The sequence below is a fragment of the Caulobacter sp. GSs2 genome, assembly GCF_058680895.1.
Genome location: NZ_CM178725.1, coordinates 831,751 through 849,173 on the forward strand (window position 1 = coordinate 831,751; position 17,423 = coordinate 849,173).

The 17,423-nt window shown below is 67.0% G+C and carries 19 protein-coding genes; 3 read left to right on the forward strand and 16 right to left on the reverse strand.

Annotation, left to right across the window (positions count from 1 at the left end):
* Positions 1-53: 53 nt before the first annotated feature.
* The 5 genes from ACW17Z_RS04065 to yajC form a co-directional block, all read right to left on the reverse strand.
* Entirely contained in the window at positions 54-665 is a 612-nt protein-coding gene (locus ACW17Z_RS04065) for a urate hydroxylase PuuD (protein WP_419317498.1), read from the reverse strand.
* 86 nt (positions 666-751) lie between these two features.
* Positions 752-1,114 carry an Mth938-like domain-containing protein gene (locus ACW17Z_RS04070; protein WP_492057645.1) on the reverse strand — a complete coding sequence of 121 codons (363 nt, stop codon included), beginning with the start codon at positions 1,112-1,114 and terminating at the stop codon, positions 752-754.
* Positions 1,114-2,079 carry a protein translocase subunit SecF gene (gene secF / locus ACW17Z_RS04075; RefSeq protein WP_492057647.1) on the reverse strand — a complete coding sequence of 322 codons (966 nt, stop codon included), beginning with the start codon at positions 2,077-2,079 and terminating at the stop codon, positions 1,114-1,116. The genes ACW17Z_RS04070 and secF overlap by 1 nt, the downstream gene beginning before the upstream one ends.
* Positions 2,080-3,681: a protein translocase subunit SecD gene (gene secD, locus ACW17Z_RS04080; RefSeq protein ID WP_492057649.1), complete on the reverse strand. Its 1,602-nt coding sequence runs from the start codon at positions 3,679-3,681 to the stop codon at positions 2,080-2,082.
* Positions 3,682-3,737: 56 nt separating this feature from the next.
* Complete coding sequence (gene yajC, locus ACW17Z_RS04085) at positions 3,738-4,046, reverse strand: preprotein translocase subunit YajC (RefSeq protein ID WP_492057650.1); 309 nt, start codon at positions 4,044-4,046, stop codon at positions 3,738-3,740.
* A 116-nt stretch (positions 4,047-4,162) separates the two neighbouring features.
* Here yajC and ACW17Z_RS04090 point away from each other — a divergent pair, with 116 nt between their 5' ends.
* Positions 4,163-5,002, forward strand: coding sequence for an ATP-binding protein (locus ACW17Z_RS04090; RefSeq protein WP_492057652.1), 840 nt, complete (start codon positions 4,163-4,165; stop codon positions 5,000-5,002).
* Between the two features lie 749 nt (positions 5,003-5,751).
* Positions 5,752-5,997 carry a hypothetical protein gene (locus ACW17Z_RS04095; protein WP_492057653.1) on the forward strand — a complete coding sequence of 82 codons (246 nt, stop codon included), beginning with the start codon at positions 5,752-5,754 and terminating at the stop codon, positions 5,995-5,997.
* A 40-nt stretch (positions 5,998-6,037) separates the two neighbouring features.
* Here the strand turns inward: ACW17Z_RS04095 and dipM are convergent, their stop codons facing one another.
* From dipM to serS, 4 genes are all read right to left on the reverse strand, one after another.
* On the reverse strand, positions 6,038-7,954 hold the full coding sequence (gene dipM, locus ACW17Z_RS04100; RefSeq protein WP_492057655.1) for a cell division endopeptidase DipM: 1,917 nt from the start codon (positions 7,952-7,954) through the stop codon (positions 6,038-6,040).
* A 100-nt stretch (positions 7,955-8,054) separates the two neighbouring features.
* Positions 8,055-8,711, reverse strand: a complete 657-nt coding sequence (locus tag ACW17Z_RS04105; RefSeq protein WP_419317506.1) for a protein-L-isoaspartate(D-aspartate) O-methyltransferase — start codon at positions 8,709-8,711, stop codon at positions 8,055-8,057.
* Positions 8,708-9,502: a 5'/3'-nucleotidase SurE gene (surE, locus tag ACW17Z_RS04110; RefSeq protein ID WP_492057658.1), complete on the reverse strand. Its 795-nt coding sequence runs from the start codon at positions 9,500-9,502 to the stop codon at positions 8,708-8,710. The genes ACW17Z_RS04105 and surE overlap by 4 nt, the downstream gene beginning before the upstream one ends.
* Positions 9,503-9,507: 5 nt before the next feature.
* Entirely contained in the window at positions 9,508-10,803 is a 1,296-nt protein-coding gene (gene serS, locus ACW17Z_RS04115; RefSeq protein ID WP_492057660.1) for a serine--tRNA ligase, read from the reverse strand.
* A gap of 362 nt (positions 10,804-11,165) precedes the next feature.
* Here serS and ACW17Z_RS04120 point away from each other — a divergent pair, with 362 nt between their 5' ends.
* Positions 11,166-11,660 (forward strand): hypothetical protein, encoded by a 495-nt coding sequence (locus ACW17Z_RS04120; RefSeq protein ID WP_419317510.1) that lies wholly within the window; start codon positions 11,166-11,168, stop codon positions 11,658-11,660.
* Between the two features lie 134 nt (positions 11,661-11,794).
* Here the strand turns inward: ACW17Z_RS04120 and tatC are convergent, their stop codons facing one another.
* From tatC to ftsN, 7 genes are all read right to left on the reverse strand, one after another.
* Positions 11,795-12,694: a twin-arginine translocase subunit TatC gene (gene tatC, locus ACW17Z_RS04125; protein ID WP_492057662.1), complete on the reverse strand. Its 900-nt coding sequence runs from the start codon at positions 12,692-12,694 to the stop codon at positions 11,795-11,797.
* Positions 12,691-13,287: a Sec-independent protein translocase protein TatB gene (tatB, locus tag ACW17Z_RS04130; protein ID WP_492057664.1), complete on the reverse strand. Its 597-nt coding sequence runs from the start codon at positions 13,285-13,287 to the stop codon at positions 12,691-12,693. The genes tatC and tatB overlap by 4 nt, the downstream gene beginning before the upstream one ends.
* A gap of 90 nt (positions 13,288-13,377) precedes the next feature.
* Positions 13,378-13,593, reverse strand: a complete 216-nt coding sequence (tatA, locus tag ACW17Z_RS04135; RefSeq protein ID WP_419254917.1) for a twin-arginine translocase TatA/TatE family subunit — start codon at positions 13,591-13,593, stop codon at positions 13,378-13,380.
* 287 nt (positions 13,594-13,880) lie between these two features.
* On the reverse strand, positions 13,881-14,543 hold the full coding sequence (scpB, locus tag ACW17Z_RS04140; RefSeq protein ID WP_492057666.1) for an SMC-Scp complex subunit ScpB: 663 nt from the start codon (positions 14,541-14,543) through the stop codon (positions 13,881-13,883).
* A 151-nt stretch (positions 14,544-14,694) separates the two neighbouring features.
* Positions 14,695-15,519 (reverse strand): segregation and condensation protein A, encoded by an 825-nt coding sequence (locus ACW17Z_RS04145; RefSeq protein WP_419317514.1) that lies wholly within the window; start codon positions 15,517-15,519, stop codon positions 14,695-14,697.
* Positions 15,516-16,538 (reverse strand): beta-N-acetylhexosaminidase, encoded by a 1,023-nt coding sequence (nagZ, locus tag ACW17Z_RS04150; protein WP_492057667.1) that lies wholly within the window; start codon positions 16,536-16,538, stop codon positions 15,516-15,518. The genes ACW17Z_RS04145 and nagZ overlap by 4 nt, the downstream gene beginning before the upstream one ends.
* Before the next feature lie 10 nt (positions 16,539-16,548).
* Positions 16,549-17,316 (reverse strand): cell division protein FtsN, encoded by a 768-nt coding sequence (gene ftsN / locus ACW17Z_RS04155; RefSeq protein ID WP_492057669.1) that lies wholly within the window; start codon positions 17,314-17,316, stop codon positions 16,549-16,551.
* Between the last annotated feature and the right edge of the window lie 107 nt (positions 17,317-17,423).

Genomic DNA, 17,423 nt, shown 5'->3' on the forward strand with positions numbered 1-17,423 from the left:
AGGGCCCGCCGATTCCCCGGCGGGCCCTCCCCTTACACGATTTTGCCCGGGGTTTAGCCGAACAGCGTCTGGTTCATCGTCATGGTGGCCAGCATCGGGATGCTGAGCAGGGTGTTGGTGCGCGAAAACAGCATGGCCATCTTGGCGGCCTTGGCCTTGGCGTCCGCATCGGCTTCGACGATGCCCAAAGCGATCTTCTGGTTCGGCCAGATCACGCCCCAGACGTTGATGAACATGATCGTCGCCAGCCACATGCCCACGCCGATGAAGGTGTAGCGGGCGTCGACGTCGGGCGAGTAGCCGCCGGCCAGACCCAGGGTCGCGGCCTCGAGCAGATAGTTGCGGCTCAGCGCCAGGAGCACGCCCATCACCAAGGTGGCCAGGGCCGCCCAGCGGAACCAGAACAGCGCCTCGGGCGCAATGTACTTGGAAACGGCCGGCTTCAGCTCGGCCGGGATCTGCGGCATCATGCGAATCTGCACGAAGTTGAAATAGTACAGCAGCCCGATCCACAGGATGCCGAAGAACACGTGCACGAAGCGGAACACCGCCTCAAGGAACACCAGCCCGCCGCCGGCGTGCATGAAGTAGCCGACGATCATCACCAGCGACAGGATCACGCTGACGATGATGGTGTTGCGGAAGTTCGCGAGCAGTCCGGACATCCAAGTTCCCCCTAAGAGCCCTAAATCTTGACGGTCAGCTATAAGCCGCTTCTCAGAGTCGGGCAAAGCCTTGAAAACGCTGCCGGCTAGACCGCGATCAAGGCCGCCGCCAGGCGCCGGCCCTCACTGGCCAGCACGTTGTAGGTGCGGGCCGCAGCTTCGGTGCTCATGAACTCAAGGCCGATGCCCGCCGCCTTCAGGGCGTCACGAAGATCGCGCGGCGGCAAGGCGTTGTGCAGCCCGCCGCCCAGCAGCACGAACTCGACCGCGCCGCCGGCCGCGAAGACCTCGGCGAAGTCGTCAGCCGTCAGCGCCGCCAGGGCAGTCGCCGACCAGGTGCGCGGCTGATCATTGATGATCAGCAGCGACCCCGGCCGCCAGTCGCCGGAGACCCGAAAGCCGCCGCCGCCCCAGGCGTCGATCGAGGGCGGACGGCGAAGCTCGGCCATTACGGACGCGAGGCCGCGCCGAAGGTGATCGGGGTGGCGTCGTCGTCGCCCCGCTTGACGCCCCACAGCAGGATGATCGGCGCGCCGACATAGATCGACGAGTAGGTGCCCACGATGATCCCGAAGATCATCACCACCGAGAAGCCAAACAGCGCCTCGCCGCCAAAAATGGCCAGGCCCGCGAGCGCCATGACCGCCGTGACGCCGGTGATGATGGTGCGCGACAGGGTTTCGTTGATCGACAGGTCGATCACTTCGGCCAGGGGCATCTTCTTGTACTTGCGCAGGTTCTCGCGAAGGCGGTCGAACACGACGACGGTGTCGTTCATCGAATAGCCGATCACGGTCAGCAGGGCCGCGACGGTGTTGAGGCTGAACTCGATCTTGAACAGCACGATAAAGCCGAAGGTCAGGATCAGGTCATGCAGCAGGCCCGCGACGGCCCCGAGGCCGAACTGGGGCTCAAAGCGGAACCAGATGTAGAGAAACATCAGGCCGACAGCGAGCGCGAGGGCGATGATGCCGCTGCGGAACAGCTCACCCGACACCTTGGGGCCCACCGCCGAAGGGTTGATGAACTGGACGGGCTCGCCCAGCGACTGCTTCAGGGCGGTCTTGACGTTGGTCAAGGTGACGCCGGCGTCGCCGCCGGCCGGGGTCTGAAACCGCACCAGAGCACGGTCGGCGGCGCCGAACTCCTGCACTTGCACATCGCCCAGACCCTGGGCCTCAAGCGTGGTTCGCACCTTGGCCAGATCGACGGCGCGCGGGGCGGTCGAAACTTCCATGACGGAACCGCCCTTGAAGTCGATGCCCATGTTCAGGCCCGGCATGAAGACGCCGACCATCGACGCGACCACGAGGGTCGCGCTGATCAGCGCCATCAGGCGCGCAAACTTGACGAAGGTGAGGTTGGTTTTCTGCGGGAGCAGCTTGATCAGGGGCCAGGCCATGGGTGCGCTCACTCAGATCGGAAGTTGCTTGGGGCGGGCAGCGCGGAACCACCAGCCGATGAGAAGCTGGCTGACCAGCACGGCGGTGAACACCGATGTGAACACGCCGATCGACAGGGTCCAGGCAAAGCCGCGAACCGGGCCTGCGCCGAAGGCGAACATGATGCCCGCCGCCACCAGCGTGGTGACATTGGCGTCGATGATCGTGGTCATGGCCCGAGAGAAACCGGCGTCGGCCGCCATGATCGGCGATTTTCCGGCCCGGGCCTCGTCGCGCATCCGCTCATAGATCAGCACGTTTGCGTCGACGGCCACGGCCAGGGTCAGGATCAGGCCGGCGATACCGGGCAAGGTCAGGGTGGCCTGGGTGATCGACATGGCCGCGACGATCATCATGCCGTTGATCAGCAGGGCGATCACCGAGATGCCGCCAAACAGCAGCCCATACGACAGCAGCATGAAGGCCACGATGGTCACGAAAGCCACCAGGGTGGAGATCGCGCCGGCCTTGACGGCGTCAGCCCCCAGTTCGGCGCCGACCGTGCGTTGTTCCTCGACCGTCAACGGCGCGGGCAATGCCCCGGACCGCAACAGCAAGGCCAGTTCGGCGGCGCTTTCCGGCGTGAAATTGCCGGTGATGATGCCCGAACCGCCCGTGATCGCGCCATTGATGACCGGCGCCGAGATGATCTTGCCATCCAGGACGATGGCGAACTTCTTGCCGACATTACGCGCCGTGGCGTCGCCGAACTTGCGAGCGCCCTGGCCGTTGAAATTGAACGACACGACGGGGTTGCCGCTCTGGGAGTCGAAGGTCTGACGCGAGTCGGTCAGTTCATCGCCCGAAACCACGGCCCGCTTGCGCACCGCATAGGCGGGCACATAGCCATCCTCACTGGGCAGCATCTCGGAGCCCGGCGGAATGCGGCCGGCCACGAGGTCTTCCTGGGTGACGCCTTCATCGACCATCTGGAAAGTCAGTTTGGCGGTCTTGCCGATCACTGACTTCAGCTTTTCAGGATCGCTTTCACCGGCGGCCTGGATGACGATCCGGTCCAAACCCTGACGGGTGATCGTCGGTTCCTTGGTCCCCAGGCTGTCGATGCGGCGACGGATGGTTTCGATCGACTGCTCGACCGCCATCGCCGCATCGGCCTTGGCGGCCTCGGCGACAAAGCTGATTTCCAGCCGCTGGTCGTCCCGCGTGGCGACCGAGACGTCACGGCCGCCGACCGAGCCGGTCAACGGCGCGCCGACCGACTGCCGAAGCAGGTTGGCGGCGTCGTTGACCTTGCCGGCCTCGGCGATGCGGACACTGATCACGCCATTGCCTTCGCGCAGGTCACCAAACGCGATCTGCTCGCCCCGCAGGCTGGTGCGAACGTCTTCGACGAGATTCGTCAGACGTTCGCGGCGCAGCGCAGCCGTATCGACTTCCATGAGCAGATAGGATCCGCCCTGCAGGTCGAGGCCCAGGTTGAGCTTCTGTTTGGGAACCCAACCGGGCAGAGCGTCGAGCGTTCTTTGCGGCAGAAGATTCGGCAGTGTGAAGGCAAAGCCGAAAATCAGCGCCAGAGTGACGACGATGATCTTCCAGCGGGACAGTGTCAGCATGGATTACAAGCTCTGGACGACGCCTTGCGGCGCCTTGGTCGGGGCGTTTTGAGCAATCAGCTCTTGGGATCGTTGGCCGGAGCCGGTTCGCCCTTGGTGCGGACTTCGGTGATCATGCCCTTGACGACCTTGACGGTGACGCCCTGGGCGATCTCGAGGCCGACTTCCTTGTCTTCAACGCGCACGACCTTGCCCAGCATGCCGCTGGACAGCACGACATTGTCGCCACGCTTCAGGTTGGTCAGCATCACCTGATGCTCTTTGGCCCGCTTCTGCTGCGGACGGATCAGCATGAAGTAGAACAGCACCACCATCAGGAGGATGGGGGCGATTTGCATAAGCTGCGCGCTCAGGCCACCGGGCATAACGTCTCCAAAATTTCTGCAGTCGAAACCCCCATATGGGGTCTCGCCAAGTCGGCGGAAGCTATGCGTTCACCTCCTCTTTTGCAATGACGGCGCGGCAAGGTTAGGACCGGGTCATGATCGACGCCCAAAACGCCCTGCTCGCCCGCATCGCCGACGCCCTGGAGCGCCTGGCGCCGGCTGCGCCGGCCGCACCGGATTTCGGCGGGGCGCGGCTTTTCCGACATGATTCCTCAGGCCAGGCCTTCATCGCCGCGCCTGACTATCCGATGGCGCTGGACCTGCTGGTCGGCGTCGAGCGGCAGAAGGATCGCTTCGTCGAGAACCTGAAGCGCTTCGCCGTCGGCCTGCCTTGCAACCATATCTTGCTGTGGGGCGTGCGCGGCACCGGCAAGAGCTCGATGACCAAGGCCGCCTTCATGGCCGTCAGCGCCGAACACCCCGCCCTGAAGCTGGTCGAGGTGGATCGCGACGAGATCGCCGCCCTGCCCCCGCTGTTTGACCTGCTGCGCGGCCGCGCCGAGCGCTTCGTGGTGCTGTGCGACGACCTGTCGTTCGAGGACGGCGCGGCGGCCGCCAAGGCCCTGAAGTCGGCGCTGGAGGGCGGCGTGGCCGGCCCGCCCGAGAATGTGCTGTTCGTCGCCACCTCCAACCGCCGCCACCTGATGCCCCGCGACCACGTCGAGAGCCAGGGGGCCATCGCCGCCGCCGAGGACGCCGAGGAGGAAATGAGCGTCTCCGACCGCTTTGGCCTGTGGATCGGTTTCCCGCCGATGGATCAGCCGACCTATCTGGAAGCGATCCGCACCTATGCCGAGCGCTTCGACCTGGTGGTCGAGAACCTGGACCGCCGCGCCCTGCAATGGTCGCAGCTGCGCGGCGCGCGGTCGGGCCGGGTTGCCTGGCAGTTCATCCGCGATCTGGCGGGGGAGCTGGGCAAGAGCCTGCCGGCTTAGCGAACGCAAGTTCTCGACCTCGCGCTTTCGCTGCGAGGGTGATGGAAAGGGTCGCGGAGCGTCCGGACCACGTCCGGATGTGAGTTTGTAAGTACCGTTTCGACGAAGCCGTCCGCTCCGCGTGGTCGTTATCCATCAGCGTCCCAGCGGGTGGCCCAGTTGGGGCCTTACCGGAACCCGGACGCCTCGGTTTCCCGAAGTCCCGGAGGTCGGGGGGCGTGGGGCCAATCCTGACCAACACTCGCCTTGATCCCCGTCCACGCCGACGGCGGGCGGGTCCTGCAACGCCAGGATCCCCGGACCGGTCGAGTATCCCCCTCGACCCCAGTCCCGCTCGATCACCCCCCGTCGCCGCAATGGTCGCTGGCCTTGCGCCCTTTCCTCGCGACGAGGTGGGACAAGAATACGGGAGGTTTCAGCGCGTCGGATAAGTTTGCTGAACACCCGCGCCGGTCCCCGTTCTATCGACCCTCTCCCAGAGGGAGAGGGAGGGACCCACGCTTGCGTGGGAGGGTGAGGGGTTACACCCTAAACCATTGTCGCACTTGGGGCCGTGCCCTGTCCGGAAGGGCTTCGCAAACCCCTCACCCTCCCACCGCTACGCGGCGGGCCCCTCCCTCTCCCTCTGGGAGAGGGTTTCTAATCCCCGCGCCGATCGGGGGACGGCGCGATCGCAATGCCCGTGGTCGCGTGACACCGCTCGCCGTCAGGTGTAGATTGGGGCAGGAAATCAACCCGGAGGGTCGCCCATGGGCAAGCCGTGGTTTCGGACCAAGCAATACGGCTACGGCGCGAGCCTGCCCTGCAGTTGGGAAGGCTGGGCGGCTATCGTCGTCTTCTGCGCGGTAATGATCGGGCTGTCCGCCCTGCCCCAGTCGCTGACCGCGCCCCATCCGTGGCTGGGCGTCGCCCTGCGAATTGGCCTGATCGTCGGCTTCATCGTGCTGGTCGGGCGCAAGAGCGACAAGCCATGGGCCTGGCGCTGGGGCAAATAGCCAAACGGCCCGCCTCTTTCGAAGCGGGCCGTTCTTTATCCTAGCGCGGCAGGAGCAGACCCGGATCCACCGGCCGGGCCTTGTCCTTCACCGTCGGCGCATAGCGCATCTCGAAGTGCAGCTGCGGCTCGTTGACCCCGCCGGTCGAACCGACAGTGCCCAGCTGCTGGCCCTTGCTGACCTGCTGGCGCATCTTCACATCGGTCGTGCCCAGGTGGGCATAGGCCGTGACCCAGCCGTCGGCGTGCTTGACCAGAACCAGGTTGCCGAAGGTCGGGACCTGGTTGCCGGCATAGGCGATCTCGCCGTCGGCGGCGGACACCACCGGCGCGCCGGCATTGGCGCGGATGTTCAGGCCGTCATTGCGCTGGCCCGTGCCCTTGACCCCGAAGTCGGAAATGATCTCGCCCCGCAGCGGCCACGAGAAGCGGCCCTTGCCCGAGGCGATGATCTCGGCCTCGGTCGGGGCGGCGCTGCTCTCGATGATCTGACGGATCGGGGCCGACGGCGGCGGATTGACCGGCAGGGCCGCGACCGGACCGCTGGGACGCGGGGTCGAGGGGCCCGGCCGATACGGGATCGGCGCTGACGGCGTGGTCACGGGCGTTTCGGTCGCGGCCGGAGCCTGGGCCACCGTCGTCGACGGCGTGGCCGGCCGGGTGGTCGTGGTCTTGATCGGCCCCTTGTCCTTGTAGCCGTCGGGCAGAAGGATCTTCTGGCCCTTCTTGACGGCCGCCGTGGTCTTCAGGTCGTTCTCGGCGGCCAGGGCCTTGAGGGTGACATTGAAGCGCTTGGCGATGGCCGTCAGGGTGTCGCCGGACTGGGCGGAATAGGCCTTGGCCGTCGTGGCCGGGCCCTTGATCTTCGCGCCCAGCCTCAGCGCCTTGTCGGGGTCGATATCGTTGGCGTCGGCCAGGTCCTTGACGCTCATGTCAAAGCGCCGGGCGATCGCGGTCAGGGTGTCGCCCGACTTGACCGTATGGACCTGACGCGGCCCCGCCACGCTGACCACCGAACCGGTGACGCTGGTCGTGGTGGTGGTGACGCTGCCCAGACCGCTGGCGGTGCTGGCCACCGGCGTGGAAGCCGGCTGGCTCATGGTCGGCGTTGCAGTGGGGGTCGGCGTTGCGGTCGGGGTCGAGGCGCGCGGCGTTTCGACGGGACGCGGGGCCGGCGCTGAACCGGCAAGCATCGTGGTCGGGACGCTGGACGGCGGCGCGGCCATGGCCGTCTTGGTCGGACCCTTGTCCTTGAAGCCGTCCGGCAGGAGCAGCTTCTGCCCCTTCTTGATCGCCGCGCCGCTCCTGAGGTCGTTCTCGTCGGCCAGGGCGGCGGCGGTGACGGAAAAGCGCTTGGCGATGGCGAACATCGTGTCGCCCGACTGGACGACATAGGCCTTGGACTTGGGTCCGGCGGGGCCGACGATCTTCTGGCCCAGCTTCAGGCGGTAGGGCGGCTCGAGATCGTTGAGCTTGACCAGTTCGGCGCGCGTCGCGCCAAAACCGCGGGCGATGGCGTCCAGGGCGTCGCCCGACTCGACGACGCGCGACTGGGGCTTACCGGGCACATCGACCACGGGACCGGCCACGGTGGTGACGATGATCGGCGCGGCCGGACGGATCTGGGCCGGCGGAGGCGGCGGCGGCGGGGGCGGCGGGGGCGGGGGCGGCGCAAGTTCGGTGCGCGTGACCGGCGGATCGGTATAGATCGGCGGCGCCGGGGCGGCCTCGACCGGGATCGGCTCGCGGCGGATCACCTCGGACGGCGTCGGCGTGGTGTTGAGCGTTTCCGCAGGCGGGGCCTGGGTGATGGGGAAATTGGGCGTCTGGCCCCGGGGCGCGGGCCCGCCGGGCTGACCATCCCGGGAAGGGTACTGTGGTCCCCCGGCCGTTTCGCAGGCCGCGAGCGTTCCAGCCGTCAGGGCGATCACCGCCGCGCGCGTCCACAACTGCCTCATAGCCTCTCCTTGTCCTCGCAAGTCGCCCAGACGGCCCCGCGAGGGTAAATCAATCGTTAACCGCAAGGGCGCTGCGCAAGCCTCGCCCCGATTTCCCGCTTCACTGGTCGCGGGCCACACCGTCGAGCAGCGGCACAAACCGCACATCGCACAGCGCCTCGACCTTGAAGCCGCCCTTGCCGTCGCCCGCATAGCGGCGAAGGCTCTGTACCGGCCCCTTCCCGATCGGCGCCACGAGGACGCCGTTGGGCTTGAGCTGGGACAGCAGTCGTTTCGGATCATCTTCAGCCGCAGCCGTGACCATAATGCGGTCAAACGGCGCCTGTTCGGCCCAACCTTCGCCGCCATCGCCGAACTTGGTGATGACGTTGGTCAGGCCAAGCTTGTGAAAGCGCGCCTCGGCCTCCTTCATCAGGGTCCGATAGCGCTCGATCGTATAGACCAGACGCGACACGTGGCTGAGGATGGTGGTCTGGTAGCCCGACCCGGTGCCGATCTCCAGCACGCGCGAGCGCGGCTCGATGGTCAGGGCCTGGGTCATCAGGCCGACGATATAGGGCTGGCTGATGGTCTGGCCGCAGGCGATCGGCAGGGCCGAATCCTCCCACGAGCGGTCCTTGAAAAGGTCCGGCGTGAACAGGTCGCGCGGCGTCTTCTCGATGGCCGCCAGCACCTGGGGATCGGTGATCCCCTGGTCGCGCAGGGCCTGCATCAGGCGCGGCAGATCCGTGGTCGCGGCGGCCTTGGCCTTGCTCATGCGTCCACCCGCAGCTTGGGGGGAGCGCCGCCCAGCATGCCCTTCAGGGCGTGGACAGTCTCGTTGTGCGTCAGGTCGATGTGCAGCGGCGTCACCGAGATCTTGCCCTCATAGACGGCCTTCAGGTCGGTGCCGTCGCGGGGCTGCGAGGCCGTGGCGGTGAAGCCCATCCAGTAATAGTCGCGGCCGCGCAGGTCAGTGCGCTTGTCCCAATGGCGCAGATGGCCGTCACGGAAGCCCTGGCGCGTGACCTCCACGGCCGTCACCTGCTCCGGCGGCAGGGCCGGGAAGTTGACGTTCATGATCACGTCGCTGGGCCAGCCCATCTCCAGCAGCCGCTGGATGATGCCCGGACCATAGGTCTGCGCGGTCTCCCAGTGGGCGACCACCTCATCGTGGAAATAGTTCATGGCCTGGGACAGGGCGATCGAGCGGATACCCAGGGCCATGCCCTCGATGGCGCCGGCCACGGTGCCCGACAGGGTGACATCCTCGGCGAGGTTCTGACCGCGATTGACGCCCGACAGCACCAGATCCGGCGCCGGGCCGTCGATCAGCTGCTGCACGGCCATCATCACGCAGTCGGTGGGCGTGCCCTCGACGGCGAAGCGGCGATCGTCCAGGCGGCGCACCCGCAGCGGGTCGGCCAGCGTCAGGGCCCGGCTGGCGCCCGACTGCTCGTATTCCGGCGCGCAGATCCACACGTCGTCGGTCAGGGCGCGGGCGATCTTCTCAAGCGCGACCAGGCCCGGGGCGTGGATGCCGTCGTCGTTGGTGAGGAGGATGCGCATGCGGCTCAGGCCTGCCCGCCGATGTAGGTGACGCCGCCCATATAGGGAACCAGCACCTCGGGGATGGTGATGCCGCCGGTCTCGTCCTGATAGTTCTCCAGCACGGCCACCAGGGTGCGGCCGACCGCCAGGCCCGAACCGTTCAGGGTGTGGACGTACTGGGTGCCCTTCTCGCCGGCCCTGCGGAACCGGGCGTCCATGCGCCGGGCCTGGAAGTCACCGCAGTTGGAGCACGAGCTGATCTCGCGGAAGGTGTTCTGCGAGGGCAGCCAGACCTCGAGGTCATAGGTCTTGCGCGCGCCAAAACCCATGTCGCCATTGCACAGCAGCATGGTGCGGAATGGCAGGTTCAGCGCCTTCAGCACCGCCTCGGCGCAACCGACCATCCGCTCGTGCTCGGCCTCGCTCTGGTCGGGCGTGGTGATCGAGACCAGCTCGACCTTGTAGAACTGGTGCTGGCGGATCATGCCGCGGGTGTCGCGCCCCGAGGCGCCGGCCTCGGAGCGGAAGCTGGGCGTCAGGGCCGTCATCCGCAGCGGCAGCTGCGCTTCGTCGGCGATCTGCTCGCGAACGATGTTGGTCAGGGAGACTTCGGCTGTGGGGATCAGCCAGTGGTCAGCCGTGGTGCGGAAGAGGTCTTCGGCGAACTTCGGCAGCTGACCGGTGCCATAGAGGGCCTCGTCCTTGACCAGCAGCGGCGGCGACACTTCGGTGTAGTCGTGCTGCACGGTCTGCAGGTCCAGCATGAACTGGCCCAGGGCCCGCTCTAGCCGGGCGATCTGGCCCTTGAGCACCACAAAGCGCGCGCCGCTCATGCGGGCGGCGGCTTCGAAGTCCATGCCGCCCAGGGCCGCGCCCAGATCGACGTGATCCTTGGGCGCGTTCAGGCGGCCGGCGGGCAGCTGGGACGCGTCGCCCCAGCGGCGGATCTCGACGTTGCCCGCTTCATCCTCGCCGGGCGGCACGTCGGGGGCCGGAATGTTGGGCAGCGACGCCAGCAGGTCCTTCAGCCCGGCGCCGGCCTCAGCTTCCAGGACGGCCGCGTCGGCCATCAGGGCCTTGAGGGTCTCGACCTCGGCCATCAGGGCCTGGGCTTCGACCTCGTCCTTCTTGGCCTTGGCCATGCCGATGCGCTTGGAGGCTTCGTTGCGCCGGGCCTGGCTCTCCTGCAGCGCCGTCTGGGCCGCGCGCAGCTGGGCGTCCAGCTTCACGGCCTCGGCGGCCGCGCCCGAGCGCCCCTTGGCCGACCAGGCGGCTTCAAAGGCTTCGGGATTGTCGCGGATGGCCTTGATGTCGTGCATCGGAACGGGCTCGAAGACTGGCTTAGGGAAACGCCCTCTCTAAGGCGCGTCGGCTGAGGCGCCAACCTTTTCAGGGCTGCATGGGTCAGGGATTCGCGGGGAGGCGCCGTGTTGTCGTGAGACCAAAACCTGCGACAACGCGTCGCACCCAGTTTTACACACCCACAGATAGCCCGCCCTGAAGCATAGATTGAATCAAATCCCAAAACATAAGCAGGAATGGGGTTTATTTCGAAGACAAACCTTGAATGTGAAAACTCGATAACGTCCGTTAACGTTGTTTTTGAACTCGAAATTAGGGCGAAAATGAAAAACAGAGCGCCAAGTACGCAGAACCGCGTTTCCTTCCCTCAATATACAGGATGTACACCTTGAAGAAATTTGCCGCTCTCGCCGCCATCGTCACCGTCTCGGTCGCATTCGCCGCCCCCGCCAGCGCCGCCAACCTGGTTCGCGTCTCGCTCGCCGGCAAGACCAGCGTCCAGATCAATGATGAGATCAAGACCGCCGCCCAGGCCGTCTGCGCCAACGAGAAGGCCAATGCGCTCGCCAGCTGCCTCGAAAGCGCGACCTTTGACGCCAACCGTCAGCTGGCCGCGATTGTGAAGGCTCGTCCGGGCGCCTCGAAGGCCGCCACCCGTCAGGAAGCCGTGACCATCGTGCGCGTGTCGCTGAAGGGCAAGTCGACCGACCAGATCCACGCCGAGATCAAGGCCGCCGCAGAAGCCGTGTGCAAGGCCTCGACCGACTTTGCCAACCGCAACGAATACCAGGCCTGCGTCGGCGGCTCCGTCCGCGCCGCCAAGGCTCAACTGCAGGCCATGAACGCTCAGCCCAAGCAACAGGCTTCGCTGTAAACCTTAGGAACGCGCGGCCCTCACAGGGTCGCTGAAAGACAAGAAGCCTCCGCTCCCTTCCGGGGCGGAGGCTTTTTTGTTCCCCCGACTCCGCCCTCCTCGGCGACCCGAAGGGCGGCTATGGGCAGAGAGCGTCAGACCGCCACGATCTCGTTGCGCTTGTTGTCGTCCTTGGCCTTGCCGCGTTCGATCAGCCACACGCACCAGATGCTGATTTCGTAGAGCAGGCACATCGGGATGGCCAAGGTCAGCTGACTGATCGGATCGGGCGGCGTGAGGATGGCGGCGGCGATGAACACCCCGACAATGGCGTAGCGGCGGCCCTCGCGCAGCAGCTTGCTGGACAGGATGCCGGCCAGGCCCAGCAGCGACACAACCACCGGCAGCTGGAAGCAAAGCCCGAAGGCCAGCAGCAGCGAGGTCACCAGGGTCAGATAGTCGCTGACCTTGGGCAGAAGCTGGATGGTGATGCCCACCGTCGAGACCTGCTGGCTCAGCGAGAACCACAGCACGAACGGCAGCATCACATAATAGACCAGCGCCGCGCCCAGGAAGAACATCACCGGCGAAGCCAGCAGGAACGGCAGGAAGGCGCCGCGCTCGTTCTTGTAGAGGCCCGGCGCGACGAAGCGATACAGCTGCCAGGCCAGGACCGGGAAGGTCAGGACCACGGCGCCGAAACCGGCCAGCTTCAGCTTGGTGAAGAAGAACTCCAGCGCCGCCGTATAGACCAGGCCCAGGGCCTTGGTTTCACCCGTCGGAATGTCCTTGAGGCCCACCAGGGCCAGCAGCAGGTCGAACGGACCATGGCTGCCGCCGGCGTGCTGCACGCTGAGCAGCTGCTGGGCGACGGTGAACGGATTGACCAGGAACAGGAAGATCTTGTCGGCGAAGGCGAAGCACACGCCGAACCCGACGAACAGCGCCACCACGCAGATGATCAGCCGCATGCGCAGCTCGACCAGATGATCCAGCAGCGGGGCGCGCGAGGCTTCGATCTCGTCCTCGGGTTCGTGTCCGATGGAGTCCGTCACGAGACGATATCCGAGGCGGTCGAGCCGCCGGCCTTGGCGGCCTTGGTGCGCGGGGCGCGGGCGGCCTTGGGCGCTTCGACGGCGATCTCGGCCTTGGCCGCGCGCTTGCGGGCGGGGGCCTTGGAGACAGCGGGTTCAATCACGGCCGGCGCCTTGGCGACGCGCGGCTTGCGGGGCTTGGCGACGACGGGCTTGATCTCGGTCTCCGGCGGCAGGATCGACGGCTCGACCGATGCGCCATGGGGCTGGTAGCCCGCATAGGGGTGAGCCTGCACCGTTCCGCTGCTCAGACTGGCGTCGATGTCGGCGAACACCTGATCCACCCCGACATCCTTGGCCTGATCGGCGGCGTCGCGCAGCGGCGAGGCGTACTGGCCTGACCGCATGGCCTCGACTTCCTTGCGCAGGTCGTCGAGCTCGGACTGGCGGGCCATTTCGTCGAAGCTGGCGCGGAATTCAGACGCCATGCCGCGCATCTTGCCGATGAACTGGCCAAGCTTGCGCAGCAGCATGGGGAGATCCTTCGGCCCGACCACGATCAGAGCGACCGCGGCGATGACCAGAAGTTCTGTGCCGCCGATATCAGGAAGCATGGACGCGCCTTAGAACGACGCGGACCTGGGCCCGCCGTCGCGAAGTGGAAGGGACGCGCGCAACGGGTTCGCCCGCGCGCCCGAGGGTTCTTACGACTTTTCTTTTTCGGCTTCGGTGCGCGGCAGGGCGCCCGTGGCCTTGCTGTCAGCGCTCTCGCTGCTGGAGTCGTCCTTCAGGCCGTCCTTGAACGCGCGAATGCCCTTGGCGGCGTCGCCCATGATTCCCGACAGCTTGCCTCGGCCGCCGAACAGCAGGGCGATGACCCCAAGCACGATCACCCAGTGAATCCAGCTCATGCTACCCATAGCAATCATGCTCCTTGCGACAGCGGCCCATTAGCTGCTGCGGCGTGTCGTTACAATCTCTCAGGCAATATAGGCGTTCGCGAGGCGGCGAGCCAAGCCTATCCGGCTTGCCTTGCCCATAACCTCCGTCATTCCCGCCCTTGTGGCGGGAACCCCTGGTTCAGCTGACACGTGAAGCGCACTGACGCGCCAGCGCGCCACACATCCGCACCTGCGGTCCATCGAGGGGTTCCCGCCACGAGGGCGGGAATGACGGGACGAAGAGAGGAAGCGCCCCTCCCCAACCTTCACCCCTTCTCCATCTCCCCCAGGAAATCCTGAGCAAATTCCGGCGCCTCGTCGCCGTCCTCCAGCGGATCCTCGTCCTCCCCCGGACGCAGGCCCAGCGGGTCGGGCACCGAGAATCCGGGTGGCAGGTTCATCTCCAGCAGGCCGGCGGCCTTCATCTCGGTGACGCCCGGCAGGTCCGACAGGGCGGCCAGGCCATAGTGCTCAAGAAAGGCGTCGGTGGTGCCGAAGGTCACCGGCCGGCCCGGCGAGCGGCGGCGGCCGCGCATCCGCACCAGCCCAAGCTCCAGCAGCACGTCGATGGTGCCCCGGCTGGCCTGGACGCCGCGCACGGCCTCGATCTCGGCCCGGGTGACGGGCTGGTGATAGGCGATGATCGCCAGGGTCTCCTGAGCGGCCTTCGACAGCCGGCGCGGCTCCTCGCGTTCCTCCGTCATCAGGAAGGCCAGGTCGGTCGCCGTCTGGAAGCGCCAGCGGTTGGCCACGCAGACCAGTTCGATCCCCTGGCCCTCGTAGCGGAGGCGCAGAGCGGCGATCCCGGCCTGGATATCGCAGCCCTCGGGCAGGCGCTTGGCCAGGTCGACATCGCTCAGCGGCTCGGCGGCGGCGAACAGCAGCGCCTCGATGCAGCGCTCGGTGAACAGGGGGTCGATCATAGCCAACCCATATCCGCTCTCCCCGGCGAAGGCCGGGGCCCAGATTCAGCCTGAGCGTTTGGGGATGATCCACCTTGAGCGCCTGCCACGAACACAAATGCCCTGGGTTCGATCTGGGCCCCGGCCTTCGCCGGGGAGAGCGGAGTTTTAAAAGTGATCACTCGACCTCCTCCAGCGGCTGCGTCCGCGCCCGCAGATAGAGATCCGAAAACGCCTCCATCTGCCGGGCCTCCAGCACGCCTTCCTTCACCAGTTCCAGCGACGCCGCCAGGGTCGAAGCCATGTACGAGGCCGGCGACGGGCCGTCGTCTTCTTCCAGAGCGCGCTCGACGGGCGCCACGGTGGTCAGGGTGGTCCAGTCGTCCATGCGCGGCAGCAGGGTGCGCAGCCGGTCGCGGGCGTCTTCCAGCGGATAGGCGGTGGGCGGACGCGGCGCGTAGTGGCGGCTGTGCTCGCGTTTGCGCTGGGTGATGTAGGCGCTCATCAGGCTGTAGAGATCACCCTCCAGCCGGGTCGACGAGACGATCTTCACCGCTTCGGGATCGCCGCGCATGAACACCTCGCGCTTCAGCAGCGGGCGCGCCTTGAGGGCTTCGACGGCCTGGCGCATGACGTCCAGCTTGGCCAGACGGAAGGCCAGTTGCGCAGCCATCTCCTCGGCCGGGGGCTCCTCGCCCTTGGCGCGTTCGGGTTTGGGCAGCAGCAGGCGGGATTTCAGATAGGCCAGCCAGGCGGCCATCACCAGATAGTCGGCGGCCAGCGAGAACCGCACCCGGCGGGCCTGCTGAACAAAGGCCAGATACTGCTCGGCCAGCTTGGTGATCGACAGCTGCAGCAGGTCGACCTTCTGGCGGCGCGCCAGGGCCAGCAGCACGTGCAGCGGACCTTCATAGCCGTCGATGTCGATGACCAGCGCCGCGCCGTCTTCCGCCGCCGCGTCGGCGGCCTCGAAGTCGAGCGTGGGCTGGAAGCCCGTTGTCACGCAAAACGTCCGTTGAAGGCGGCGTCGAACCGGGCCCGGGCCTCGGCCACATCGAACGGCTCGACCACCTTGATCAGCCGGTTCATCACCGCCTGCGAGCGGCGGCGGGCTTCCTTGGACAGGCCGCCGACGCCGGACATCACGGCCTTCATCTCGTCCATGTCGCCGTTGCAGTGCAGGACCACGTCGCAGCCGGCCGACAGGCTGTCCTTGGCGCGCTGCCGGAAGTCGCCCGACAGAGCCTTCATCGACAGGTCGTCGCTCATCAGAAGTCCGTCGAAGCCCAGGGATTCGCGGATGATTTTCTTGATGGCCTTCTTCGAGGTCGTGGCCGGGCGCTTGCGGTCGATGGCCGTGTAAACGACGTGGGCGGTCATCGCCATCGGCATGTCGGACAACACGCGGAACGGCGCAAAATCGCGGGCGTCCAGCTCGGCCAGCTTGGCCTTCACGACCGGCAGTTCCAGGTGGCTGTCGCTCATGGCGCGGCCGTGGCCGGGGATGTGCTTGATGATCGGCAGCACGCCGCCGGCCAGCAGGCCCTCGGCGGCGGCGCGGCCAAGCGTGGCCACCTGCTCGGGGGTGTCGCCATAGGCGCGGTCGCCGATGATCTCGTGGCCCAGCGGGTCGGGCACGTCCAGCACCGGCACGCAGTCGACATTAACGCCGATGGCCCGCAGGTCATGGGCGATCAGGCGTGCGCCCAGGCGGGTGATCTCGCGAGCCACCAGGGGATCGTTAGCCACCAGCTCACCGTAGGCGCGGCCGGGCGGATAGGTCTTCCAGTGCGGGGGCTGCAGGCGGGCGACGCGGCCGCCCTCCTGGTCGATCAGGATGGGCGCGTCGGGCCGGCCGACCGTGTCGCGCAGGGCGGCGGTCAGGGCCCGCACCTGCTCGGGATCGGCGATGTTGCGCTTGAACAGGATGAAGCCCCAGGGCTTCACATCCCGGAAGAAGGCGACTTCTTCGGCCGACAGGGTGGTCCCGGCGCAGCCGAGGATCGCGGCGGAGGTGCTCAAGCGCTGGTTCCTACTTCACGAAGCAGGACTTGCCCGCGGCCGAGATCGCCTCGCAGAACGCCTTGGCGGACTCGCGGCTGGAAAAGCCCGTTACCGAGGTGCGGTAGAGCGTGGCGCCGTTCTTGTCGATCGCCTCGACCTTCTTGCCCTTGCCGGCGGCCAGGCCCGGGGCCAGGCGGGCGGCGTCGTTCCAGGCCTTGTCAGCCAGGGCCGGCGAAGACAGGGCGCCGATCTGCACCATGGCCACGCCGCTGGCCGAGCTGACCGGCTTGGGCGCGGCGGAGGCGACCACCACCGGCTTGGCGGCGACGGGCTTGGGCGCGGGCGCGATGGCGGCGGTGGCCAGGGCCTCGATCGTCGGAGCCGGGGCCGGCTTGGCGGCCGCAGGCGGGGCGACGGTGGTGATCGGCTTGGCGTCGACCGGCGCGGTCGGGCGCGGCAGCGGCGCCTCCGGCTGGGCGGCATAGGTCGGCGAGGGCTGGCTTTCCTCGTTCTTGTAGATCTGCAGGCCCGAGGCCGGATCGGACGGCTGGCTGCCGGCCGGCGGAGCGGTCTTCATCTCGGCGACCTGAGAACCGACCGTGCGCGGCGGCTCATTGGGACCGCGAACGCCGCCGCGATAGATCATCACCACCGCCACAACCAGCGTCATCAGCACCACGGCGCTGATGATCAGGGTCATGGGCAGCGGGCGGGAACCGCGCACCGGCTGACGCGCATCGAACGACAGCGGCGCATCGGTCGGCGGCGTATAGGCGCCGCGGTGGGGATCGGACATCGCGATTAGGCTCCAGACTACAACGCACGCGGGTCGGACCGCCGAATCACACGTGCGCGAACATAGTTTACCGAAGGGACAGGCCAGCCATAACCGCCTGCGCCATC

Coding starts and splice junctions, on each gene's coding strand:
- ACW17Z_RS04065 (WP_419317498.1), bottom strand. CDS start 665: ATGTCCGGACTGCTCGCGAACTTCCGCAACACCATCATCGTCAGCGTG.
- ACW17Z_RS04070 (WP_492057645.1), bottom strand. CDS start 1,114: ATGGCCGAGCTTCGCCGTCCGCCCTCGATCGACGCCTGGGGCGGCGGC.
- secD (WP_492057649.1), bottom strand. CDS start 3,681: ATGCTGACACTGTCCCGCTGGAAGATCATCGTCGTCACTCTGGCGCTG.
- yajC (WP_492057650.1), bottom strand. CDS start 4,046: ATGCCCGGTGGCCTGAGCGCGCAGCTTATGCAAATCGCCCCCATCCTC.
- ACW17Z_RS04090 (WP_492057652.1), top strand. CDS start 4,163: ATGATCGACGCCCAAAACGCCCTGCTCGCCCGCATCGCCGACGCCCTG.
- ACW17Z_RS04095 (WP_492057653.1), top strand. CDS start 5,752: ATGGGCAAGCCGTGGTTTCGGACCAAGCAATACGGCTACGGCGCGAGC.
- dipM (WP_492057655.1), bottom strand. CDS start 7,954: ATGAGGCAGTTGTGGACGCGCGCGGCGGTGATCGCCCTGACGGCTGGA.
- ACW17Z_RS04105 (WP_419317506.1), bottom strand. CDS start 8,711: ATGAGCAAGGCCAAGGCCGCCGCGACCACGGATCTGCCGCGCCTGATG.
- surE (WP_492057658.1), bottom strand. CDS start 9,502: ATGCGCATCCTCCTCACCAACGACGACGGCATCCACGCCCCGGGCCTG.
- serS (WP_492057660.1), bottom strand. CDS start 10,803: ATGCACGACATCAAGGCCATCCGCGACAATCCCGAAGCCTTTGAAGCC.
- ACW17Z_RS04120 (WP_419317510.1), top strand. CDS start 11,166: ATGTACACCTTGAAGAAATTTGCCGCTCTCGCCGCCATCGTCACCGTC.
- tatB (WP_492057664.1), bottom strand. CDS start 13,287: ATGCTTCCTGATATCGGCGGCACAGAACTTCTGGTCATCGCCGCGGTC.
- tatA (WP_419254917.1), bottom strand. CDS start 13,593: ATGGGTAGCATGAGCTGGATTCACTGGGTGATCGTGCTTGGGGTCATC.
- ftsN (WP_492057669.1), bottom strand. CDS start 17,316: ATGTCCGATCCCCACCGCGGCGCCTATACGCCGCCGACCGATGCGCCG.